Origin of the sequence: Dysgonomonas sp. UBA7710 (genome assembly GCF_002482385.1) — a bacterium.
Classification (GTDB): Bacteria; Bacteroidota; Bacteroidia; order Bacteroidales; family Dysgonomonadaceae; genus Dysgonomonas.
In genome coordinates, this window is record NZ_DLFW01000047.1 from 20,405 (window position 1) to 45,496 (window position 25,092).

Below are 25,092 nucleotides of genomic sequence, written 5' to 3' on the forward strand. Positions count from 1 at the left end.
CTAACCGACTGAGCTAAGGAAGAGTGTTTTTCTCTCAAAAGTGACGCAAAAATAGGCCTTATTTCTGAATTATGCAATATCTTTACACAAAAAATTAAAGAAGAATGACAAAAGTATTAGGAATGGGCAATGCCCTTGTGGATGTTTTAGCAGTAATAGAAAACGATAAGATACTGGAACTCCTCGAATTACCGAAAGGGAGCATGCAACTTATCGACGAAATGAAGCTGGAAATAATATCTAAAGAAATTAATAAACTTAACAAAAGTATTGTTTCCGGCGGCTCCGCTTCCAATACAATAGTAGGACTTGCCAATCTTAATATCGAAACAGGGTTTCTCGGTCGCATAGGCTCCGACTTCTATGGTACATATTATAAAGAAGACCTGAAGAAGCATCATGTAAAGTCACATCTGACCGAAGTGAATGAAGCTTCGGGCGTAGCATCTACATTTATTTCCAAAGACGGAGAACGTACTTTCGGCACTTATCTGGGAGCGGCAGCATTACTCCATGCTGATGAGTTGGAAGCAAATGATTTCAAAGAATATGATTATTTCTATATCGAAGGATATCTGGTACAAAGCCACGACCTGATAAAGAAAGCCATCGTACTGGCAAAAGAAGCCGGAGCAAAAATCATTCTGGATATGGCCAGTTATAATGTTGTGGAAGCCAATCGTGATTTCCTGCTCGAAATTATACCTCGATATGTGGATATCGTTTTTGCAAATGAAGAAGAGGCAAAAGCCCTGTTCAGCCTCGAACCTGAAGAAGCTGTTTCTGAAATAGCGAAGCAGGTAGATACAGCGATTGTAAAAACAGGGGAAAAAGGCTCGTGGATCCAACAGGGAGATGAAAAAGTATTCGTTCCCGCACTTAAAGTAAATTGCGTGGACACAACAGGAGCAGGCGACCTGTATGCAGCAGGTTTTATATATGGCCTAATACATAACTGCCCGCTTTCCGCTTGCGGACGGATAGGGACATTACTCGCTGCAAATGTAATAGAAGCTATCGGAGCTAAAATAGAAGAAAACAAGTGGAGCCAATTACATCAGGAAATTAAGAAATTAATATAGAATAACAGCATTATGAAGGATACACTGGAAAACAAAGTCCAGTCCGTGTCATATTTGATAGAGCAAAAATGTTTACTATGCAACACACAGACGGGACGTCTGCGCGGGCAGAGTATTTTTACTCATACTTTTTTCAAATGTTACCTTTTCCGTTTTACACATCTTATGCTCATTTTCAGCCTGTTGTCTCCTACGCCGACATTAATGGGGGAGCCACACTGAAACATCATGCGCCCAACGTAAGTCAGAAAATCCACAGTTTTACCATTATCAGCCTTGGCCCAGTAGGACCCTATTAAGCCTTCCCCTGACACCTTACCATTCAGGGTTATTATCCCGGCAGCCGGAAAGACCAGCTTGCTGCGATCATCATCCGCTTTGAATACCAATTCCTTTTTAGTATAATTAAAATCAGATCTGCCAATACCAGATAAAGAATCCAGCGCCATAAAATGCGCCAATGTTGGCAATTGCCATCCTTCTGGACAGGGGTTAACGGTTCCTGGCCAGGAAAAAAGCTCTTCTCCGGGAACTTCATTATTTTTCAGGTTTACAGGCGCCCACCAATAGCCTCCAACCTTTACCGCTATATAATCCCCCGAATAGTTATGATAAATGTACATATTATCCAATACACCGATTAAATTTTTACCGTTATTTGATTGACAATAAATACAAGGCACAAATAATAAAAACAGATAAAAAAGCGAATATTTCATAATTTGGAATTTTACAACTGCTTAATAAAGCAACAAAAATCAGATTAATTGAATGTCAATGATAGAATGATAATTAATTCAATATGAACATAATAAGTTTAATTAATGCAAGGTGCCGGTTATATGTTACTATTATAAGTATCATACAAATATATTGTGCAATTTTGTAGAATTTTTGAATTTTTACCCGGGCCCATAAATTTTTTCATATCTAAGTATCGCAGCAGGGGCAATAAGCCGTCGGCGCGAGCATTTTGTTGTATCATTCTATAAGTAGCAAACCCGCTAACGCGGACTTCCAGTTACGTGTCTTGTTCGATAGAGCAAAAATGTTTGCTGCGCAACACACAGACGGGACGTCTGCGCGAGCAGAGGTTATGTCAGCATAACTAAAAATTTATCAAAACCAAATATCTTTATCTATATAAGAAACTGATTATTAACATTAATATTTAAGTATCTTATGAAGTATAAAGAAAAAACGGCATCGGAGATTATCCGGATGATAGAACAGTACCTTTGTAGCATTTCCGAAATATGCAAAACATTCAAGATCAGCCGGAAAACATTTTACGAATGGAAGAAATCGAAGCCGGAGTTTGGCGAAGCGGTAGAAGAAGCTATTGACCACCGGGAAGATGTGATGATAGCCTCTGCACGGATTGGACTGAAACAATTGCTCGAGGGATACATGCAGAAAAAGGAGAAGATCACCTATGTTCCCGATAAGAACGATCCGGCGAATGATGTGGAAAAATGCCGTGTGGTGGAAAAGAAATTCTGCCCGCCGAGCATCCGCGCTATAAAGTATGTCCTCGACCGGGAGGAAAGAAAAAAAGACAAAGACCGTTTGCTGGCATCGGAACGCCGTCCGCTGGTCATAGAAGTACAGGACGAGGAAACAAGGCGACAACTGATGATATTGAAAGGGAACGGTTTCCGTTCGGGCGGGTCGCTCAATCCGGAAGTAGTGGCGGCCGTGGATAAGAAACTGGAAGAGGAGAAAAAAGTGAAAAGTGAAGAACTGAAAATGGAAAGTGAAGAATTAAAAGTGGAAAATGAAAAATTAAAAAATGAACAGGATAAATTGCAGGCACAGCCGGCTGCCGCTCCGGTAGAGAAGCCCAAGGTGAATCTTTATCCGTTTCTGCCGCCGGGATATACATCGAGAACGGATTGAGAAAGGGGTAAATAATAAGTGAAAAACGAAAAGTGAGGAACGAATTGAAAATCGACGGAGCCAAAAGTGAAGAACGAAAAATTATACGAGATACAAGTTGTTAACTGCTAACTGTTGACTGTTAACTGAAAAGTTACCTTTTTTATAAGTTACGGGTTGGCTGGCGCCCTGTTTTGTTTCACGCAAAGACGCAGAGACGCAAAGTTTTTACATCTTAAGAGTCGTTGACTGATGACTGAAAATACTGTTACTTTTGTTACCTTTTTGGGAATAGTTACAAGTAGACAAGACACGGGATACAAGTTGTTAACTGCTGACTGTTTACTGTTAACTGAAAAGTTACCTTTTTTAAGAGTTACAAGTTGGCTGGCGCCCTGTTTTGTTTCACGCAAAGACGCAGAGACGCAAAGTTTTTATATCTTACGAGTTGTTGACTGATAACTGTTCACTGATATTTCTGTTACCTTTGTTACTTTTTAACAATACATAATTAATAAGCATAAAATAAAGCCTATCTTTAAAGGATAAAATTTGAGATTATGAAGCGGACACTGTTTATATTCACCTTATCTTTCATCATATCTTTTCCTGCACTGGCCTGTACTACTGCCATTATTTCGGGTAAATGCACGGCCGATGGCCGTCCGTTGCTCTACAAGCACAGGGATACAGGCAGCCTGCAAAATAAACTGATGTACTTCTCCGATGGTAAATACAGTTATGCAGGCATTGTAAACAGTTCGGATAAGGCAGGCAAAGAAGTATGGGGAGGCTATAACTCCACCGGATTCGCCATAATGAATTCGGCTTCTTACAACCTCAACCCCGATGAAGCCGGTAGAGACGAGCTCGAAGGCGTGGTTATGAAACTGGCATTGCAACGCTGTGCCACTCTGGCCGACTTTGAACGCCTGCTCGATTCATTGCCGAAGCCGATGTATGTAAGCGCCAACTTCGGAGTGATAGACGCGCAGGGTGGCGCAGCCTATTATGAAACAGGAGATTATACATATAAAAAGTTCGACGCCAACGATACCAATACCGCCCCTCTGGGGTATATTGTCCGCACAAACTATTCTTTTTCCGGCGATAGGGAACGCGATAAGGGCATAAGCCGCTATCAGGCTGCCGAACCTCTGTTTTATCAGGCATCGTTATCAAATTCTCTCTCATACAGATTTTTATTGCAAGATGTATCCCGCCATCTTACACACGGATTGACAGGGGTAAATCTATATGACCTGATACCGGAGAATACCGTCAAACGGATGTTCGTACCCTTCAGGGATTTCATCCCCCGCTATAGTACATCATCTGTCATGGTTATACAGGGTGTAAAGGAAAAAGAATCCCCCTCCCTAACCACTATGTGGACGATACTGGGTTCACCGCTTACAGCTGTTGCAATACCGGTATGGCTGAATGAAGAGAACATCTGTCCTTCCGTACTTCTGGCTGACGAAACAGGCAATGCAAAACTTTGCGACTGGTCGCTCCAACTGAAAAAACAGCTTTTTCCCATCACGCGCGGAGAGGGTACAGACTATATAAATCTTACAGCACTAATTTCGGCAAATGGAAATGGTATTATGCAAAAGATTCAATCTCATGAAAACAAAATACTAAATAATGCTGACACACTACTTGATAAATGGAGAACCAATGGATATGATTCAAGAGATCTGAAAGATTTCTGCCATCAAACAGATTTATATATTACAGACCTGTACTCTATGACATTCGCTATCCGTAAATAAAAGAAAGATAATAATAAACCTTTAACTACCTAAATTACTATGCTGTACGACATTGCCATTATCGGTGGAGGCCCTGCCGGATATACTGCCGCTGAAAGAGCTGCTGCAAACGGTTTAAAAACTATTTTATTTGAGAAAAATACATTAGGCGGTGTTTGCCTGAACGAGGGATGTATCCCGACCAAGACACTGCTATATTCTGCTAAGACATTAGACAATATAAAAAATTCGGCAAAGTATGGTGTGTCTGTCGAAGGGCAGCCGGGCTTTGATTTAAGTAAAATAATCGCCCGCAAGCAAAAGACCGTTCGTAAACTGGTAGCAGGTATTAAACAGAAAATGGCTGCTCACGAAGTGGAAATTATCGGTGCGGAAGTGCATCTTATAGGAGAAGATAACAGCCGGAACATACTACTGGGCAATGATGACGAAACATACACAGCAAAATATGTCCTGCTCTGCACAGGCTCCGGGACAATAGTGCCCCCCATCAAGGGATTGGATACCAGTGGTTACTGGACATCGAAAGAAGCGCTGGATAACAAAGATGTGCCCCAATCGCTGGCAATCATAGGCGGAGGAGTTATCGGTGTGGAATTTGCCTCATTCTTTAACAGCCTCGGTGTAAAAGTCAGCGTCATAGAAATGCTGCCCGAAATACTCGGCGCTATGGATAAGGAATTGTCCGCCATGCTCCGTACCGAGTACTCAAAAAGAGGCATTGATTTCTACCTCGGTACAAAAGTCGTGGAAATAAGAGGCGGTGAGGTAATTATTGAAAAAGACGGGGAGCAATCATCTGTCGAAGCAGCACAAATACTGTTAAGCACAGGCAGGCGTCCGGTTACAGCAAACCTGAACATTGACAAGCTAAATATCGAGATGTACCGCAACGGAATAAAAGTGGACGAATTTATGAAGACATCGCATCCCCGCGTATATGCCTGCGGAGATATTACAGGTCATTCACTACTTGCCCATACTGCTGTGCGTGAAGGGGAAGTGGCCGTAAACCATATTCTCGGCAAAGCGGACAGAATGAGTTACAAAGCGATTCCCGGAGTAGTATATACCAATCCCGAAATAGCCGGAGCAGGACAAACCGAAGAAGAACTTACTGTAAAAGGTATAAAACATACTGTGCTGAAATTACCGATGGCATACTCAGGACGATTTGTGGCAGAGAACGAGTTGGTTAATGGAATGTGCAAATTAATAATCGGTGAAAACGAAAAGATCATAGGTTGCCATATGCTGGGTAATCCGGCTTCGGAACTGATTGTTATCGCAGGCATAGCCATAGAGAAAGAATTTACAGTTGAAGAGTTCCGTAAAATTGTATTCCCTCATCCTACCGTGGGAGAAATTATTCACGAAACCTTATTTATATAAAATTGAGGACCAACACTTTGATTCCAGATATAAAACTCTGCTAAAAAAGTAAACCATTTGTTCGGAGGTTTTGTTATATTCTAAAAACAGGAAAGATTATGAAAGCAATTGTATTTCTATTATCATCAATTATGCTAACCTTTGCAGGATGCAAAACCCAGCAGGACCCGCTCAAAGCTGCGGCCGAAGAAGCGGAACAGAGAATGTGGTATGAAAAGGCAGTGCAGGCGCTCAACGACAGGGAATTCGTATTGGAAGCCGAGCGTATCGATTTTAAATACGGACGCTTTGTTTATGTAACAGCCAATACGAATTTTATCTCCATGCACGGAGATAAGGCAACGATCCAGATGGCATTCAATTCCCCTTATGCCGGCCCTAACGGAATAGGCGGTATAACAGTGGACGGTAGAGCGTCGAACATAAAAATGCAAACAGACAAGAAAGGAAATGTAACCTTTAGCATGACAGTACAGGGAGTAGCCGTATCGGCGACTGTTACGTTACAGCTGACTAATGGTACTAACCAATGTAATGCAACCGTAAATCCTAATTTCAACAGCAATACAATAAACTTCAGGGGAGAATTGTATCAGGAAGCCGATTCGAATGTATATAAGGGTCGATCTTTATAGGGATATATAATAAGTCCTAGCTTTGTCGCGGATCAACACCCCACATGAGTTTGTTACGCAATGTGTTATAAAACGTATTCTCTTTGCGCTTTATAACCCTCAGAGTAAAATCGGCTTTCTTTATTATCAGTTTGGTTCCCGTGGTAAATATATTGGAACGTCCATCCAGTGAGATAAGGAAATTCTGGTTACGGCTTTCAACCTCCAGCGTAAGTACACAATCGTCTGTCACCACCAATGGCCTGTTACTAAGACTGTGAGGAGCAACGGCAGCTATCACAATATTAGCTGCTGTCGGAGTCATTACCGGACCACCTACACTCAATGAATAAGCTGTGGAGCCGGTCGGTGTCGCGACAATCAACCCATCCGCTTCGTATGATGTCAGGTATTCATCGTTAATATGGGCGTGCACAGTAATCATGGATGCCGTATCCTGCTTCAATATCGCGATTTCATTCAATGCATAGTTGAAGCCAAGATAATCTCTGTGTTCGGTAGACAATTGCAACTGGCTGCGATGCTCTATCCGGTAATTCCCGGAGAAGACGTCGGCAAATGTAGCTTCGAGATCTTTTTCTCCCACATCGGCAAGGAATCCCAGCCGTCCAGCATTAATACCTAATATCGGAATATTTTTCTTTCCAATAATAGAGGCTGTACGGAGAAATGTGCCGTCACCACCGATACTGATAACCAGATCGGCACTGAACTCATCATTTGCGATGGTACCTGCAATATCGTATTGTAGATAGAGTACGTCTTTAAGATAATTGTAAAATTTCTCCTGAAGATATATTTCAGTCTTATTGTCCAATAGAATTTTGAACAGTTTTTCTATCTGCTCTTTCTTTTGATGCTTGCTTCCGAATATGGCAATCTTCATTATCTTATAATTTTGAGGTCAAAGACCTATTTATTACTTTTATATCTGCAACAGCAGTAGCCGATTATGATTAAACAAGGTTGCATTAAATACTTTCTTTGGCTTACTTCTATGCCAAACAAATAAACAGTCAAGCTGTTAATAAAATGGAACTGATACGCACTATTTCACCAATTCGTATTACATTTGTATGATATATCATTGTGCAAAGTTGCTAAAAAGTTTTAACTTAATAATGATAGATTTTAGTATTTGATGTTTGAGAGATCGTATTTTAAGTAAAAGGAAGTATTTAATGATATAATCTAAAATTATAACTTACTATCATTGTTTTACTTAATAAATAATAAACAGGTCTGTGACCTTAATAGTTTTTATGACCAAGCTTAGTGTAAATATAAATAAAATAGCGACTTTACGTAATGCGCGTGGGGGAAATATTCCTGATGTAGTGAAAGTAGCCCTCGATTGTGAAATATTCGGAGCACAAGGAATTACCGTACACCCTCGTCCGGATGAAAGACACATCCGATTTAAAGATGTGTATGACCTGAAAGCCAAAATCAAAACCGAGTTGAACATAGAAGGCTATCCCTCTCAAAAGTTCGTAGACCTGATTACAACGATCAGACCCACACAAGTAACACTTGTTCCCGACAAACCAGATGCCATAACATCGAATGCAGGATGGGATACCATAGAAAATCAGCAATTACTGTCCGAGTTGATTGATGAATTCAAGGCTGTTGGTGTACGGACTTCCATTTTCACCGGAACGGATCTGAAGATCATAGAATTTGCTGCTAAAACAGGTACAGACCGTATAGAGTTATACACAGAGCCATATGCAAGTGACTATAGTAAAGATAAAGAGGCTGCAATTGCCCCTTTTATAGAAGCTGCTAAATATGCAAAAAAATTAGGCCTTGGCGTAAATGCCGGACACGATCTGAGCCTGGAAAACCTGCATTTTCTATATAAGAACATACCCTGGCTCGACGAAGTATCTATAGGGCATGCGCTTATCAGTGATGCTCTATATCTGGGATTGGAAAAAACTATAAAGTCTTATAAAAACTGTTTAAAAGAAACTCCCGAATTATTGGATTAAGATATGGAGGCACAAAAAGATAAAATGATAAGTATAATAGGAACGGCAGGTTTTCATCTGTTGATCATCCTGTTCCTGTTGTTTTACTATTTGAAACCATCGCCGGTCATACGTCATTCCGACGAATTGGGTGGAGTGCCCGTTATGTTTGGTAATGTAGCCAACGCAGGCGGTGATGATGAACCTTTTGGCAGAGGAAATGGGAATCAGGGTGCAGCGGAAGCAACCTCTCCGAATGTAGTGGAAGATCCTATTCCGATGGTAGAGAATACCACTGTCAAAACAAAACCGGCTGTAACCAATACGGAAAAAACAGCCGTCACTCAGGACTTTGAAGAAACGGTCGCTATAAAAGAAGCTAAACGGAAAGCCGAAGAGAAAAAACAACAAGAGGCGGCCGAACAACATAAAAAAGCCGAAGCCGAACGTGTCGCCCAACAAGAAGCAGCTAAAAAAGGCCAGATAAACAACCAAATGGCAGGTCTGTTCGGAAATGGAACAGGCAGTGGCAGCCGTGGTGAAGGAACGGGTGAAGGCACACAAGGCGTACCGACAGGGAATGCCAGCTATGGTAAAACATCCGGTGTAGGAGGCTGGGGCTCTTTCGATCTCGGAGGACGCAGTCTTGGTAGCGGTGGTCTTGTTAAACCCAACTATTCGGTTGACGACTACGGTACAGTAGTTGTCGATATACTTGTTAATGCTAAAGGTGATGTCGTAGAAGCGACAATAGGGAAAGGAACCAATACCCCGAATACCAATCTGCGCAATGAAGCATTAAGAGCGGCGAAGAGAACGAAGTTCAACGCGGTATCTTCCGTCATTAATCAAAAAGGAACAATCACATATAAGTTTAATCTAAATTAAATTGGTATGAAGACTATATTTATATTTCTCACAACCGGATTTGAAGATATTGAAGCGATTGCTACAATCGATATCCTGCGCCGGGCTGAATTGAATGTGAAATCGGTATCTCTGACCGACAGTAAACAGGTGATGAGTAGTCATCAGATATTGGTTACAGCCGACTTAATGTTCGACCAGGTAGATTTTTCCGAAGCAGAGCTGCTGATATTACCGGGTGGAACAACCAGGTTTAATGAGCATGAGAATATGAAAAAAGAGCTGTTGGCTTTTGCCAATAAGGGCGAAAAGGTAGCTGCAATATGCGCTTCGCCGATGGTATTAGGCGGCTTGGGATTACTGGATGGCAAAAAAGCAACCTGTTATCCCGGCTTCGAACAATACCTGAAAGGTGCTACCCTGCAAACAGATAAATCTGTTGTCGTAGACGGAAACATCACAACAGGCCGCGGTCCCGGACTTACAATTGACTTTGCACTGAATCTGGTAGAACAACTAGCCGGTAAGGAAAAGCGTGATACCGTAGCTGCCGGATTATTAGTAAAATAAAACAGGAAATGATGGGATGTCTGTTCCATCATTTTCATTATCTCAAATATAACTCAAACTTAGAAAATGGAATTTTTACATGAAGTATGGAACTTCTTCCTCAATCTGCTAAGAGACACCGGCGGCACGCTTGATATGCTGGTAACCGACTATGGAGTATGGGTTTATGCCATATTGTTTTTGATTATTTTTTGTGAAACAGGATTGGTTGTCACTCCTTTTCTTCCGGGTGATTCTTTATTATTTCTGGCAGGAGCGATAGCTGTACGACCCGACAATCCTCTCCATATCTATTTTCTCATTGCCATACTTATAGTTGCTGCAATCATCGGCGATGCAGTTAATTATACCATAGGACGTTTCTTCGGGCAAAAACTTTTCAGCAACCCGAAATCCAAAATATTCAAACAGGAGTATTTGGAAAAAACAAACCAGTTTTACGCAAAGCATGGAGGTAAAACCATTATACTAGCCCGTTTCGTACCGATAGTGCGCACATTTGCGCCTTTTGTTGCAGGTATGGGCAGAATGAGTTATAAACATTTCTTCTCCTACAATGTTATAGGAGGTATAGCATGGGTTGTTATTTTCTGCACCCTGGGTGCCCTCATCGGACGTTTAGAATGGGTTGAAAAGAATCTTGACAAAGTAGTTATTCTTATTGTGATAGTATCCATTCTACCGGCAATATACGAGGTCATAAAAGCTAAGTTAGGAGCAAGAAAGGCTGCAAAAGCCAAAGGATAAAGATATATATACATCTTAAACTATTACCACTGACACTGACAGGAGCCTGAGTGCTCCTATCGTGATAGTGGTTTTTTATTTAATAAAACCATAAACTAGCATTGTATGAACAATATAGCAAACATACCCGACAAAGGGACAAAAAAGAGGCTGGTCATCATCGGCGGTGGATTTGCAGGTCTGGAACTAGCCAAAAAGATAGACAAAAAACAGTATCAGGTCATATTGATCGACAAGAATAATTACTATCAGTTCCAACCTCTGTTTTATCAGGTAGCCACCGGAGGACTGGAACCCAGTTCTATTTCCTACCCTCACCGTAAGAATTTCCAGAAGAATAAGAACTTCCACTTCCGTATGTGTGAAGCTCAGAATGTTGACCCGGAAAACAAAGTAGTACAAACAAATATAGGTGATATTACATATGACTATCTGGTTATATCGACAGGCTGCGATACCAATTACTTCGGAAATGACAGTCTCAGAGAAAGCACTTTTGCCCTGAAATCGGTCTCAGAATCCTTGCTACTCAGAAACAGAATATTGCTTAGTTTCGAAGAGGCCCTTAGTACCGATAACGATGAAGAACTGAAAGAGATCCTATCATTTACCATTGTCGGAGGAGGCGCTACCGGCGTGGAGCTGGCTGGGGCATTGGCTGACATGAAGAAATCTATCCTGCCTAAGGATTATCCCGAAATAGATTTCACAAAGATGGAAATTCATCTTGTAGACGCCTCCCCCCGATTACTCTTTGCTATGTCGGAGCAGGCATCAGAAAAAGCTGCCGACACTCTGAAAAACCGGGGTGTAATCATCCATCAAGATATATCTGTAAAATCATATGACAGGCCATTTGTAGAACTCAGTGACGGGACTAATATCCGCACACGCAATGTACTCTGGGTTGCAGGAGTAAAACCAAATAGCCTGAAAGGGCTGGCCGAAACAGCATATAATCGCGGCCGGCTTGCCGTTAACGAATACAATCAGGTACAAGGCTATGATAATATATTTGCTATAGGTGACACATCCCTTCTTATATCGGAAAAAAGCCCCAAAGGACATCCGCAGGTAGCACAGGTGGCGTTGCAGATGGCAAAACGCCTCGCGAAAAACCTCAACAGTACAACTGACAGCAATAATTGGGAAAAATTCACTTATATAGATAAAGGCTCATTGGCTACCATCGGTCGCAATGCAGCCGTTGCGGATTTAGGCAAATTCCGGTTTGGAGGATGGTTTGCCTGGTGGCTCTGGCTGTGGGTACATATACTGTCAATTGTAGGTATGAGAAATAAAGTATCTGTTTTCATAGACTGGATATGGAGTTACCTCAACTACGATGTGTCTTTACGCCTGTTTATCAAACCGAAATTCAATAAGATGTATAAAGAAGAACTGTAAACAGTTCTTCTTATATGAATCTTATATTTATCATATTTATTCTAAAATGTAACAAAAATAACAGATCCGACTAAAGAGTAAAGAATTCTTTAGTCGGATCTGTTCTCTAAAACTTGACAAAGTTGACACATTTTTCAGTTTTTCAATTACTGATTTTATATTTTGTCTCTGCTACTTTTCTTTCTGCCCGGATAATTTTATCAAACATATCAAAGAACACTAAGCCATAACTTCTCCATATAGATAAAGTTTCTTTAAAATATACATATTATATTACCATATCCCGGCTATTCGATTTCCTTATATTATTTATATATTTGCATATAAGAAGATTTCTATTATTGATTTCAAAATACAGAGTTCTATTTTTTATATAAACACTATACGACAATGATACTTTTGGCTGAAAGCGGATCCACTAAAACCGAATGGTGTTTAGTTAGCAAAACAACTGTTTCCGAACACTCCTTCACTGACGGGATAAACCCATATTTCGAATCGAGAAAAGAAATCAGCCATACTATCAGATTACAGTTACCCGAAATATTTTTCAAAACAAAAATCCAATCCATATACTTCTATGGAGCCGGATGCTCATCTGTTGAGAAAAAAAGTGTAGTGAAGGCATCACTCGAGTCCCAATTCCGTACCCCCGCATTTGTAGAAAGTGACCTGTTAGGTGCCGCACGTTCACTGTTCAATAAGCAGGCAGGAATAGCTTGCATTTTAGGAACGGGTTCAAACTCCTGTTTCTATGATGGGGAAGAAATTACTAAAAACGTCCGTCCTCTGGGTTTCATACTCGGTGATGAAGGCAGCGGGGCTTTTCTCGGAAAAGCATTTCTTTCAGATTGCCTGAAAGGATTGGCTCCGGATGAATTAGTTACCCCCTTCTACAAAAAATACGGGATCGACCCGGAACAGATTCTGGATTATGTCTATAGTAAACCTTTCCCAAACAGGCTTTTGGCTGTCCTCTCCTTCTACCTTTCCGAAAATCTCGGACATCCTTATGTCTACGATTTAGTTTATAACAGTTTCAGGGCGTTCTTCGAAAGAAATGTCTTGCAGTATGATTGCCAGAATTACCCGGTACGTTTCTGCGGATCTGTTGCAAAAAAATATTCAAGTATGCTGAAGCAGGTCTCGACCGATCTGGGTATAGTTATTGACAGCATTACAGAAAATCCTGTTGAAGGATTAATTCAATATCACCGAAGCAATCTAAAATTCTAATTTATGTATATGACAATTAATAAAAGTTAAAACAGAATACCTTTTCTATTTTTCTCCTATTTATTCAAATATATTAATTTATATTTGTTAGCATAATATTATTTAGTAGTGCTAAGATAAAAATTAAGAAAGTACTAGTTCTGAATTACTTCATAAACAAAACATAGACCGTTGAAGTAAAAACACTCTCTATTTCAGTATGTGAATTTATATTAATTTAAGTATCTAAACATTAATAATTCTCCTCTGCGGATACACCGCAACAACATATTAGATCGGCATCACGAACCTTGTTTTATTGGCTATTATGCTATAAAAAACACTATTTAGATCACTATAATCCAGCAAATCTCTTTCAATTATTACTTAAATTAAACCTATGTTACTATGACCGCATTAAAACAAGCAAAAAAAAAGTTTTATAAAAAACTTTTATGTATCCTCTTTGCAGGATTAATACTATCCACCGCGGGGAGTATGAATGTGCAAGCAAGCCCCGGCAAGTCAAATGAGCCCTCAGACTTACTGCAAGCAGTGAGGACTGTAAAAGGAACAGTGAAAGACCGTACCGGAAACCCTTTAATAGGAGTAAGTGTTACTATCAAAGGTACAACCACCGGTACAATAACAGATATCGATGGAAAATATTCGATCAATGCAGCAGCTAACCAAACTATCAATTTCTCTTATATAGGATTTAAACCTATATCTATGCTTGCTAATCAAACCGAAATCGACGTAATTATGGAAGAGGATTCTCAAATAATGGACGAGATTGTCGTTGTTGGTTATGGCACCCAAAGAAAAGAAAACCTGACCGGGGCTGTGGCCTCTGTCGATGTAGGTAAAACATTGGATAGCCGTCCTATAGCAGATGTAGGTCGCAGTTTGCAAGGATCGGTTCCCGGATTGTCGATTGTGATACCAAGTGGGGAAGTTGGTTCTGACCCTATATTCAGGATACGTGGTCAGATAGCTTCTATCAATAGTACTGCAAGTAACAGTCCTTTGATATTGTTGGACAATGTGGAAATTCCGAGTATTACTTTAGTAAATCCGGACGATATCGAATCCATAAGTGTTTTGAAAGACGCGGCTGCTTCATCTATTTATGGTGCAAAAGCAGCTCTTGGGGTGATTTTAATTACAACAAAAAAAGGTGCTAAAACTGATAAAATAACCGTTCAGTATTCTAACAATTTTTCGTGGTCAAAAGTGGCTAAAGATATTGATATGGCTACATTGGATGGTCTTGAGTACGCCATGTTGGCGATCGAAAGGGTCGGTACTAACATGACGGGTGCCTTTTGGAAGCTGGACCGGACGAGTTATGAAAAGTCAAAGGCATGGATTGCAAAATATGGAAACAGTGTAGATTCAAACGACCCAATATTATATGGCAGAGACTGGTATGTTAATGGAGCTAATAAAATGGGAGTGCGTATGTATAATCCTTATGATTATATGATTGAAGAATGGACACCAACACAAACTCATAACCTGTCGGTTAATGGAATGTCGGGTAAAGTAAATTATAATATAGGGTTGGGCTATTTTGATCAGAAGGGTTTAATGAAAACAGCTAAAAAAGATGAATTCCAACGTTATAATGCTACTGCAAAAATAAGTTCTGAGATTAATAAATACATTACCATAAGAAGTGGATTTTTATTCTCTCAGCGAACCAAATATTATCCTTATATAACTAATTCTACAACTGCTGACCCTTGGTTATATCTATACAGATGGGGGCCGTTACAGCCATTCGGCACAGAAAATGGCAATCTTGTTAGAAGCCCCGCATCCGAAGCAGCTCAGGCAAATACAGCATCTCAGCAGACAAATTATCTGAATGTAAATCTTGGCGCCACTCTTAATTTTACTAAAGATTGGAATTTGGAATTTGATTATACATTTGCCAACAACGAATATTTGCAGGATAGACCGGGGACACGCTATACTGCAGCAGATTCTTGGTCGGCTGCGATACCTAGAACGGATGAAAACGGCAATCAGATCTATGTGAATGAAAACGGTGATATTGTTCCTGCCGGAACTACCGGAGCTATGCAAGCTTATCAATTACCTGTAAGTACTTATACTTCAAAAGGGGCTAATCCGGATCATATCTATCGTGAATCGGAAAATAAACAGCAACATACTTTTAATTTATACAGTACTTATAATTTGAATTTGGCAGATTTTCACCAGTTTAAGTTTATGGCGGGCTTGAATGCCGTAAAATCGAAGACAAAGAGCCATTGGGCACAAAAAACAGAATTACTGGATATTACTAATCCTCAGTTTGATATGGCTACCGGTACACAAACATCCGGAGGTAAGACCTATTGGGAGTCACAAGCCGGTTTTTTTGGCCGTGTTAATTACGCATTCCAACAAAAATACCTTTTAGAAGGCAATTTACGTTATGATGGAACTTCTAAATTCCCTACCGATCTGAAATGGCGTTGGTTTCCGTCTTTTTCTGCAGGTTGGCGTGCCAATGAAGAGGCATTTATGGAATGGGCGAAACCGACATTAAATTCTTTGAAGTTCAGAGGATCATGGGGAGTCATTGGTGACCAATCGGTATCATCTGGTTTGTATATGCCGACCTTAGCATATAGTACTTCTACCTGGCTTGATGGAACTACTAAATTCCCTTATTATGGAACTCCGTTACCCGTAGACCGATATATCACATGGCAAGATTTCGAAACGCTGGATTTTGGTGTGGATGTTGTTGTTTTTAATGGACTTAATATCACTTTTGATTGGTACCAGCGTTATACACGAAATATGATTACACCGGGTCTTACATTACCATACACATTTGGCGCTCCGGCTCCTGTCGGTAATTATGGAGAATTAAGAACAAGAGGCTGGGAAATAACCCTTGATTATAATCATAGATTTGCGAACGGATTAAGCATAAATGCTATGTTTACTTTATCTGACGCCGAAACCTATATTACCGATTATGATGAAAGCGCGATCAAAGGTACCGCTGCCGATTCATATTGGAAAGGGAAACGCTATGGCGATATCTGGGGATACAAAACAGATCGTTTATATCAGGCGGATGATTTTGAATATAATCCGGACGGTTCTTTTCAGACTATTATAGTGGATGGCAAAACTATGAATAAACTTAAAGGAGATAATCCTGTATATCAGCCATTCGTTCAAAATTCTGCTGATTTTAAATTCGGCCCCGGTGACGTTAAATACAAAGATTTGGACGGTGATGGGAAAATAACGAATGGCAGCAATACGGCCGATGAACCGGGCGACCTTGCTGTGATAGGCAATACAACGCCTCGTTATAACTATGGCTTCCGTGTGGGAGCCGATTATAAAGGATTCGATGTACAACTATTTTTCCAAGGTGTGGGTAAACGTGATATCTGGGGAGACGGAGCGTTAGCCATACCCGGCTATAATGTATCAGATGGAGCTATGTCCCAAGCGATTGCAGGTGATTTTTGGCGTGAAGACAGAACGAATGCTTTCTATCCGCGACCTTACAATATAGGTGCTGTAGCCGGAGGTTCCACGGCTTCTAATAATACCCACGTGCAAGATCGTTATTTATTGAATATGGCCTATTTAAGACTCAAGAACGTGACTTTTGGTTATAGTCTGCCTGCAAACATAATTAGAAAAGCGTATCTGACCAAAGCACGAGTGTATATGTCGATGGAAAATATACACACATGGGATCATTTAAGAGGTTTGCCTATTGATCCCGAAGTGATTAATGGTTATTCAATGTATAATACATCAAATTACAATTCTGGAAGAACTGGTGTTGGAGCGCCTATGTTTAAGAATGTATCGTTTGGTGTTCAGTTAACTTTCTAAAATTAAACAATTATGAAAATAATCAACATGACAAAGAAAGCAGCATTTACATTTGCTTTACTGTATATATTTCTTATATCCAGTTGTAGTGATTACTTGGATCGTCCGCAGCTGAATAGTCCGGATGATGGAACATATTGGACACAAGAGGGTAATGTGCGTCTGTTCGCAAATGAATTTTACACACAATTCTTTGTGGGATACAATTCGAGTTGGACTTTGGATTATTCACACTTCAAAGGATACGTTTTCAGCGATGATGTAGTTTCAAAAAATGTGCAGGCTTTATTCGAGACCAGCGTACCCTCTACATTGGGTAGCAATAGTAATACATCGAATGCGAATGGTGTACTGAGTGCTCCCGCGTGGCGTTCCCAATACGCCGGACCTACATGGTATTTCGGATGGATACGGAAATCAAATCTTATGATTAATCGTATAGAAACACGAATGCAAGGCATTCTTTCGCAGGAAGCGTCAAACCATTGGCTTGCAGTAGCACGGTTTTTCAAAGCGCTAGACTATTGTCGTTTAGTTAGTGTATTTGGCGATGTGCCTTATTTCGAACAAGAATTTACTACTGCAGATAAAGATATCATGTACAAAGACCGGACTCCTCGCAACGAGGTAATGGATAATGTATATAATGAGTTTAAATATGTGTTGCAAAATCTTCGCGAAAATGATGGTAATCAAACTTTAAACAGAGATGTAGCCGCTGCGTTTATATCGAGATGGATGTTGTTTGAAGGCACTTGGCAAAAGTATCACAATGGTGATCAAACGAGAGCTAAAAAATACCTTGAGTTCGCAGTAGAAGCTTCCGAAATTGTAATGAATTCAAGTAAGGGTTATTCAATAGCTACGGATTTGCGTACACTTTTTGGTTCCGACAATCTGGCAGGGAACAAAGAATGTATTATGTACAGGCATTATGATGCTTCCCAATCGGTAACACACTGTATAGCTTCTTATAACTGTAGTTATGAAGCTCAGGATTTGTCGGCAAACCTTGATGTAGTGAAGGCATTTATTTGCAAAGATGGAAATGTCTGGCAAAATTCGACGGTAACAGATGCGAAAAAATTTAACCTTGCCAATCTGATAAAAACACGTGATCCACGCTTTGAAGCTTCATTTTTTGATCAATTAAATGAAAGAGCGGCAGCTTTGCTCTTTACGGTAAAATTTGTAGACCGGGAAGGACCTAGGCTTACACCACCGATACCGGCCAAATATTATAGTAATACTAATACAAATGATGCTCCGGTTATTCGTTTAGGAGAAATTCTTTTGAACTGGATAGAAGCAAAAGCCGAATTGGCTACAATAGGAGGGGCAGCGATTACTCAGGCAGACATAGACAAATCCATAAATGTTTTGCGCAACAGGCCATTGGATCAGGAAGCCATTAACAAAGGGGTGGTTAAAACCGCTCCAATGAATCTAAGTGCATTACCTAACGACCCTGCACGCGATGCTGATGTCACTCAATTAATTTGGGAAATCCGTCGTGAACGCCGTATGGAATTGTATATGGAACCTGCTCGTTTATTAGATATCAAACGTTGGAAGAAAATAAATTATATGAAAGGTTCTGTTAAGCCAGACATCTTGAAAGGCATTTGGGTAGACATTCCTAATGAGATACCTTCGCTAGTTGCTGAAACAAAAAAAGGTATAACACAGGTCATGAAAGAAGATGGGACTATAGTTAAATTTGACGGTACCAATGCCGCTGCTATGGTCGGATATTATTTGCCTGAAGGAGTGAAAGACCGAGATGATTTTACAGATAGAGTATATTTGTCTCCTGTGGGAAAGAATCAGATCGACTTATATGCCGGTCAGGGTTATACATTGACTCAATCGCCGGGTTGGCAATAAAAACCCTATATATAATTAAAACACTTCCCCATCTCTTCAATGGGGAAGTGTTTTTCAATCTTTATAATTTAAAATATATACTTACTCACTTTGGATATATGCAAAAACTTGGTTTATTTTTAATTCTACTGATGTTTTCGGCCTATATTGCACATGCCCAAACAAATAAAAGAGCATTAAGAGGCGTGTGGATTGCTACCGTTGACAATATCGACTGGCCTGCTAAACAGGGACTTTCTTCGGAAGAGCAGAAGCAAGAGATGATCTTTTTACTTGATAAAGTAAAAGATTATAATATGAATACTATTATTTTTCAGATAAGACCTACAGCAGATGCTTTTTATAAATCCAGCTATGAACCTTATAGTCATTGGTTGACGGGAGTGCAAGGAGGGTATCCTGGATATGACCCATTACAGTTTACAATCGATGAATGCCATAAGCGGGGATTGAATATACATGTGTGGTTAAATCCCTATCGTATAAATAACGATACGGTTGCCTATAATACATATGCTAAAGATCATATAATCAATAAACATCCCGATTGGGTGATAAACTATGGCAAAGCAAAATACTTCGATCCGGGATTAGACGGAGTTCGTGAATTTACGTGTAAAGTAGTGAAAGATATTGTGAACAATTATGATATCGATGCCATCCATATGGATGACTATTTTTATCCATATAAAATATCGGGACAAGAATTTCCCGACTCCCTAACCTTCGTGAAATATCCAAGGGGTTTCGGGAATAAAGAAGACTGGCGGAGAAATAACGTCAATCTTATCATCAAAGAAATAAATGAAACTATAAAGTCGGTAAAACCCTGGGTTGAATTTGGAATCTCACCTTTCGCTATCTGGAGAAATAAGACAGAGGACCCGAGAGGATCAGAAACAAAGGCCATGACAAACTATGATGGTCTGTATGCCGATATACTGTTGTGGCAGGAAAAAGGATGGATTGACTATGTCCTTCCTCAACTTTATTTTAATATAGGATATCCAATTGCCGATTATGCAATATTATCTGATTGGTGGTCAAAATATAATTATGGGGCTAATGTTTATGCGGGTCTTGCTCCTTACAGGGTATCTAAAAAAGCGAAACAAAAAGAATGGCATAGCTCTAAAGAGCTTATTCTTCAGATAAACAGAAATATGGCGGACCCTAATATTAAGGGTGAAATCTATTTTAGCGCAAAGTCTTTATTTGATAAGCCGGAAGTAAATTTAGAAAAGCGTCTAGTGAAGAAAGAGTATAAATCATTAAGCATTTCGCCCGAAAATAACAGGATTAAGCGTATTGAACCTGAAAATCCGTTAAATGTTTCATTACAAACAGAGGACGAACACAACATTAGACTGAAATGGCAGCGAGGTAAAAATGCCAAACGTTTTGTTATCTATAAGTTTAAAAGAAATAAGCCTGTAAATAGAGACAACCCGGAAACGATTATTGCCGTGACAGGCCTGAGCGAAATCGTATTACTATATAAAAATAAGAAAGATTTAAAAAAATACCGTTATGGTATAACTAGTCTTAGCCCTTCTCATTCCGAGAGTTCTATTGTCTTTTTCGATTAATGAGAAAGGTAAATAAGCATAGTTTGCTTTTACCTTTCAGCGACGATCTCAACAGATGGGCAAAATTCGAATACTTGGACACAGGTACTTCAAACAATCCTAATAAAACAGTACTTGGCGCATGGATAGACAAAGCGGATTATCCGGGAATAGCCGCAGCCGTAAAACTGTTCGACCCCGAAAATCCGGTAGCGACCCCAACCAAGGGATACATAAGTTATTTCAGCATCAGTTCTCCGTTAAGATCTTTTGTGAAAGGAGATATAAAGTCTGAAAGGAATTATCTACGTTCCATACCGGCCGCTCAAATAACGATCTATAAAGACAAGGGATATACTTTAACCCAGAATCCGGGCTGGTAAATACACCCTTATATAATATGGAGAGACACGTCTTGTAGTAGGGCGTGTCTCTCTATTTCATGGAATATTCACCATTTTCTATTGCAAGAGTATACAAAAGATAACCATACGCATTCCCCTGCGGTCCATCACTCAATCCAGCGCGCACAAATAAATTAATTTTTGTATAAGACATCTAATAATAGTTAATTAAAGAATTCTTTTTTCATAATTCCTGCTTTATTTAAATATATTAATTTATATTTGTTAGTGCAATATCCTATAGTAATTGTAACATAAAACAGAGAAAGTACTTGGTTCTAAATTACTTCAATTGACAAGACAATCATCAGCGAAGTAAAAATCTTCTTTATTTTTAAATGTGAAAATACACTAATTTAAGTATCTAAACATTAATAATTCTATTGGCGGATATACCGCAAGACGCATAATATTGACATCACGGACCTTGTTTTATAGGCAATTATGCTATAAAAAACACTATTTAGCCAGACCTATTAAGTAAGCGCTTTCAATTATTATTTAAATTAAACCTATGTTACTATGACCGCATTAAAACAAGCCAGGAAAAGTTTTATAAAGAAACTTTTGTGTATCCTCTTTGCAGGATTAGTATTATCTACCGCAGGGAGTATAAATGTGCAGGCAAACACGGGAAAATCAGAAGATCCTACAGATTTGCAACAAACGGTAAAACTATAACAGGAACTGTTATAGATAGAAATGGAGAACCCCTGGTAGGCGTAAGCGTCACAATAAGGGGCACAATCACAGGGACAATGACTGATGGATCAGGCAAATATGCTATAACAGTACGGGACAACAATCAGGTACTGAATTTTTCATACATAGGATTTAAACCCCTTTCTGTTGCGGCAAAAAACAGTGTGATTGATGTTACTATGGAAGAAGATGCCCAGATGATGGATGAAGTTGTTGTAACAGCGATGGGGATAAAGAAAGAGAGAAAGGCATTAGGATACTCCGTGCAGGATATCAACGCTGATGAACTAATGAAAAACAAAAGTACAAACATACTTAATTCACTTAGCGGTAAAATAGCCGGATTGAATGTTACACAAAGTAGTGGTGCTGCCGGAGCTGGAGCAAGCATAATTATCCGCGGAGGAACATCGCTCGAACGCGATAACCAACCACTCTTCGTTGTCGACGGAATGATATATGACAATACTACCGATGCCGGAGGTAACAGTGCTTTTGATGGTGCCACACGTGTCAATTCAACTAACAGCAACCGTATTATGGATATAAACCCTGAAGATATTGAGAATATATCTGTATTGAAAGGGCCTGCCGCATCCGCTCTGTACGGCTCGCGTGCTGCAGCCGGAGTTATCGTAATCACAACGAAAAAAGGGCAGGAAGGACAAGTAAAAGTGAATGTAAATTCAAAGTTCAGTACTTCATGGGTGAATCGTTACCCGGAACAGCAAGACCGTTACAAAAGAGGCTATTATAATCAATCGGGAACTTTGGACGATTATACAATGAACTCATGGGGAGCTCCATTCAAAGAAGGAGAACAAGTTTATAATAACATGGAAGATTTCTTTCAAAACGGAAGTACATGGGACAATAATGTAAGCATATCAGGAGGTAGCAAAAACAGTAATTATTTTCTTTCCGCTTCCCGTTACGACCAAACGGGTATTATTCCTGAAACCGGATTTGAAAAAACAACATTCCGTTTTAATGGGGAACAAAAATATGGTATACTCACTACGGGAGCAAATGTAGCCTATTCAATAGGATCGGCAGATAAGGCGCTGACCAGTACAGGACTGACAGGCTCCGGTGGAACAGGTGCTATATCTTCCGTTTACAGATGGGCAAGAAGTGATGACATGAAACACTGGCTCAACGAAGACGGCACCAGATACCGTATGTTTGAAGGGCTTCAGCTTCCTGCTGCAGACGTAGATAATCCATACTGGATTGTAAACAGAAATCCTATTACGGAAAAAACGACCCGTTTTACAGGAACTATAAACGCAAAATTGAATATTGCCGAATGGTTTAACATTGCATATATAGCAGGTACAGACCGCTATACGACTAATACAAAAAGGATAATCGGCGCAAATGGCGGTGTAGACCTGATATATCAGAAAGGGATGTTATCTGAAAACGACAGAACTTATGAATATTTATCATCAAACTTCATGATGAATTTCACAAAGAAATTCGGGGATCTTGATTTCAATCTATTACTGGGACATTCCGTTGAAGATACCAAAGTAAAAACCAACAGATACAGAGCATGGAACTTTGTTACTGAAAACTTTTACAATATAAATAATACTGCGAATGAAGACCGCCGCATAGCTCAGGGAAACAGCAGAAAGAGACTGGTTGGAGCATACGGAGAACTCAGAGCAGGATACAAAAACATGCTTTATGCCACTGTTACAGGACGTAACGACTGGACATCGACACTTCCTATTGATAACAGATCTTACTTCTACCCTTCTGTTAGCGGTAGCTTCCTTTTCACAGAAGTGATGCCAAAGAATGATATCCTGTCCTATGGAAAGGTAAGAGCATCATGGGCCGAAGTAGGTAAAGATGCCGATCCGTATGTAACGAATACATATATAGACCCTCCATTCCAAACAATCGGTGGGACTGGTATACAAGATGCATGGACACATGGTAACGACATTCTGGTTCCTGAAAAAACAAGATCTACAGAGATTGGTCTCGAATTAGGCTTTCTGAATGGCAGATTAGGTTTCGACATGGCATACTATTCAAATAAGAGTATAAATCAATTGCTTAGTCCGAGAACATCCCAGGCCACAGGCTATATATTCATGACCACAAATGCGGGTGATATTACAAATAAAGGCTTTGAAATATCCATTAAAGCCGAACCGATAAAAACAAAAAATTTCTCATGGAACACAATGCTCAACTTAGCTAAGAACAAAGGGAAAGTTAATAATTTATTACCGGGAATAGACGTACTTTATGTAACTGACGTACAGGTAGGAAGCGCAAAAGCAGCTTCATTCAATGGCGGAAACTTCATGGGAATATCAGGTTCTAAATATAACAGAGATGAGGCCGGAAACATCATTCTCGATTGGGAAAGTGGTATGCCGACATCAGACGGAAAAGAAATATACGACATCGGTAACCGCGAACCTAAATTAACCGGTGGTTTTACCAATACATTCCGCTATAAAGATTTTGAACTGTCTTTCCTTCTCGATTTCAGAATCGGTGGAGATATCTACAACGGAACAGATTATTTCATGACAGGTATAGGTATGAGCAAAAGAAGTATGGATCGCGAATCGCTTACGTTATCCGGTGTAGCTAAAAATCCGGATACACAACAAATGGAATCGAAAACATACACCTTCCAGGCAAATAAATTCTATCTGAAAGGACAGGAAGTTGCCAGTGGAACAGCTAAAGCTGAAAGTGGTTACCAGATTATACAGAAATACTGGGATACATATTACAACTATGAATCGGCAAACTATATGACCAATACCAACTGGTTGCGTTTACGATCGTTGTCTTTGTCGTACTATATGCCTAGCAAGGTACTCAATAAAACTAAATTTATCAAAGGAATGTCGATCAATGTGACAGGCACAAACCTCCTGTTATTCACCAACTATAAAGGTATGGACCCGGAAACAAGTGCCGCAGGATCCGGAGCAGTCGGTTCCAGTAGCGTTGGTATAGACTACAATGGTGTACCTGCAACAGCAGGAATGTCTTTCGGTATTAACTTAACATTCTGATTTCATATCCGAATATATCTTATTATACATTTTAATAACACAT

General features: G+C 39.8%; 18 protein-coding genes. 16 read left to right on the forward strand and 2 right to left on the reverse strand.

What is annotated here, in order from left to right; translation table 11 throughout:
- Positions 1-104 precede the first annotated feature (104 nt).
- Positions 105-1,082 carry an adenosine kinase gene (locus B3317_RS15890; RefSeq protein WP_291113374.1) on the forward strand — a complete coding sequence of 326 codons (978 nt, stop codon included), beginning with the start codon at positions 105-107 and terminating at the stop codon, positions 1,080-1,082.
- 140 nt (positions 1,083-1,222) lie between these two features.
- On the opposite strand, the gene B3317_RS15895 is transcribed toward B3317_RS15890, so the two are convergent.
- Positions 1,223-1,801 carry an FISUMP domain-containing protein gene (locus tag B3317_RS15895; protein ID WP_291113376.1) on the reverse strand — a complete coding sequence of 193 codons (579 nt, stop codon included), beginning with the start codon at positions 1,799-1,801 and terminating at the stop codon, positions 1,223-1,225.
- Positions 1,802-2,264: 463 nt separating this feature from the next.
- Between B3317_RS15895 and B3317_RS15900 the strand changes: the two genes are divergently transcribed.
- The 4 genes from B3317_RS15900 to B3317_RS15915 all read left to right on the forward strand — a co-directional run bounded on the left by B3317_RS15900 (position 2,265) and on the right by B3317_RS15915 (position 6,765).
- The gene (locus tag B3317_RS15900; RefSeq protein ID WP_291113378.1) at positions 2,265-2,981 is read left to right on the forward strand and encodes a helix-turn-helix domain-containing protein; all 717 of its coding nucleotides are present in this window, start codon (positions 2,265-2,267) and stop codon (positions 2,979-2,981) included.
- Positions 2,982-3,520: 539 nt separating this feature from the next.
- Entirely contained in the window at positions 3,521-4,738 is a 1,218-nt protein-coding gene (locus B3317_RS15905) for a hypothetical protein (RefSeq protein ID WP_291113380.1), read from the forward strand.
- A gap of 39 nt (positions 4,739-4,777) precedes the next feature.
- Positions 4,778-6,130 carry a dihydrolipoyl dehydrogenase gene (gene lpdA / locus B3317_RS15910; RefSeq protein WP_291113382.1) on the forward strand — a complete coding sequence of 451 codons (1,353 nt, stop codon included), beginning with the start codon at positions 4,778-4,780 and terminating at the stop codon, positions 6,128-6,130.
- 98 nt (positions 6,131-6,228) lie between these two features.
- A complete protein-coding gene (locus tag B3317_RS15915) occupies positions 6,229-6,765 on the forward strand; it encodes a DUF4251 domain-containing protein (protein WP_291113385.1) in 537 nt (178 codons plus the stop codon).
- Between the two features lie 16 nt (positions 6,766-6,781).
- Here B3317_RS15915 and B3317_RS15920 read toward each other — a convergent pair whose 3' ends face one another.
- Complete coding sequence (locus tag B3317_RS15920; protein ID WP_291113386.1) at positions 6,782-7,651, reverse strand: NAD kinase; 870 nt, start codon at positions 7,649-7,651, stop codon at positions 6,782-6,784.
- Between the two features lie 376 nt (positions 7,652-8,027).
- Here B3317_RS15920 and B3317_RS15925 point away from each other — a divergent pair, with 376 nt between their 5' ends.
- From B3317_RS15925 to B3317_RS15975, 11 genes are all read left to right on the forward strand, one after another.
- Complete coding sequence (locus B3317_RS15925) at positions 8,028-8,762, forward strand: pyridoxine 5'-phosphate synthase (protein ID WP_291113388.1); 735 nt, start codon at positions 8,028-8,030, stop codon at positions 8,760-8,762.
- A 24-nt stretch (positions 8,763-8,786) separates the two neighbouring features.
- On the forward strand, positions 8,787-9,629 hold the full coding sequence (locus B3317_RS15930; RefSeq protein WP_291113390.1) for a TonB family protein: 843 nt from the start codon (positions 8,787-8,789) through the stop codon (positions 9,627-9,629).
- 6 nt (positions 9,630-9,635) lie between these two features.
- Positions 9,636-10,178: a DJ-1 family glyoxalase III gene (locus tag B3317_RS15935; protein ID WP_291113392.1), complete on the forward strand. Its 543-nt coding sequence runs from the start codon at positions 9,636-9,638 to the stop codon at positions 10,176-10,178.
- Between the two features lie 66 nt (positions 10,179-10,244).
- On the forward strand, positions 10,245-10,925 hold the full coding sequence (locus B3317_RS15940; protein WP_291113394.1) for a DedA family protein: 681 nt from the start codon (positions 10,245-10,247) through the stop codon (positions 10,923-10,925).
- A gap of 105 nt (positions 10,926-11,030) precedes the next feature.
- A complete protein-coding gene (locus tag B3317_RS15945; protein ID WP_291113396.1) occupies positions 11,031-12,332 on the forward strand; it encodes an NAD(P)/FAD-dependent oxidoreductase in 1,302 nt (433 codons plus the stop codon).
- 390 nt (positions 12,333-12,722) lie between these two features.
- Positions 12,723-13,568, forward strand: coding sequence for a hypothetical protein (locus B3317_RS15950; protein WP_291113398.1), 846 nt, complete (start codon positions 12,723-12,725; stop codon positions 13,566-13,568).
- 477 nt (positions 13,569-14,045) lie between these two features.
- Positions 14,046-17,432, forward strand: a complete 3,387-nt coding sequence (locus tag B3317_RS15955) for a SusC/RagA family TonB-linked outer membrane protein (protein WP_291113400.1) — start codon at positions 14,046-14,048, stop codon at positions 17,430-17,432.
- Between the two features lie 12 nt (positions 17,433-17,444).
- On the forward strand, positions 17,445-19,319 hold the full coding sequence (locus B3317_RS15960; RefSeq protein WP_291113402.1) for a RagB/SusD family nutrient uptake outer membrane protein: 1,875 nt from the start codon (positions 17,445-17,447) through the stop codon (positions 19,317-19,319).
- 98 nt (positions 19,320-19,417) lie between these two features.
- Positions 19,418-20,908 carry a glycoside hydrolase family 10 protein gene (locus tag B3317_RS15965; protein WP_291113404.1) on the forward strand — a complete coding sequence of 497 codons (1,491 nt, stop codon included), beginning with the start codon at positions 19,418-19,420 and terminating at the stop codon, positions 20,906-20,908.
- A complete protein-coding gene (locus B3317_RS15970; protein ID WP_291113406.1) occupies positions 20,908-21,270 on the forward strand; it encodes a hypothetical protein in 363 nt (120 codons plus the stop codon). The genes B3317_RS15965 and B3317_RS15970 overlap by 1 nt, the downstream gene beginning before the upstream one ends.
- A 590-nt stretch (positions 21,271-21,860) precedes the next feature.
- Positions 21,861-25,049 (forward strand): SusC/RagA family TonB-linked outer membrane protein, encoded by a 3,189-nt coding sequence (locus B3317_RS15975; RefSeq protein WP_291113408.1) that lies wholly within the window; start codon positions 21,861-21,863, stop codon positions 25,047-25,049.
- Positions 25,050-25,092: the final 43 nt, after the last annotated feature.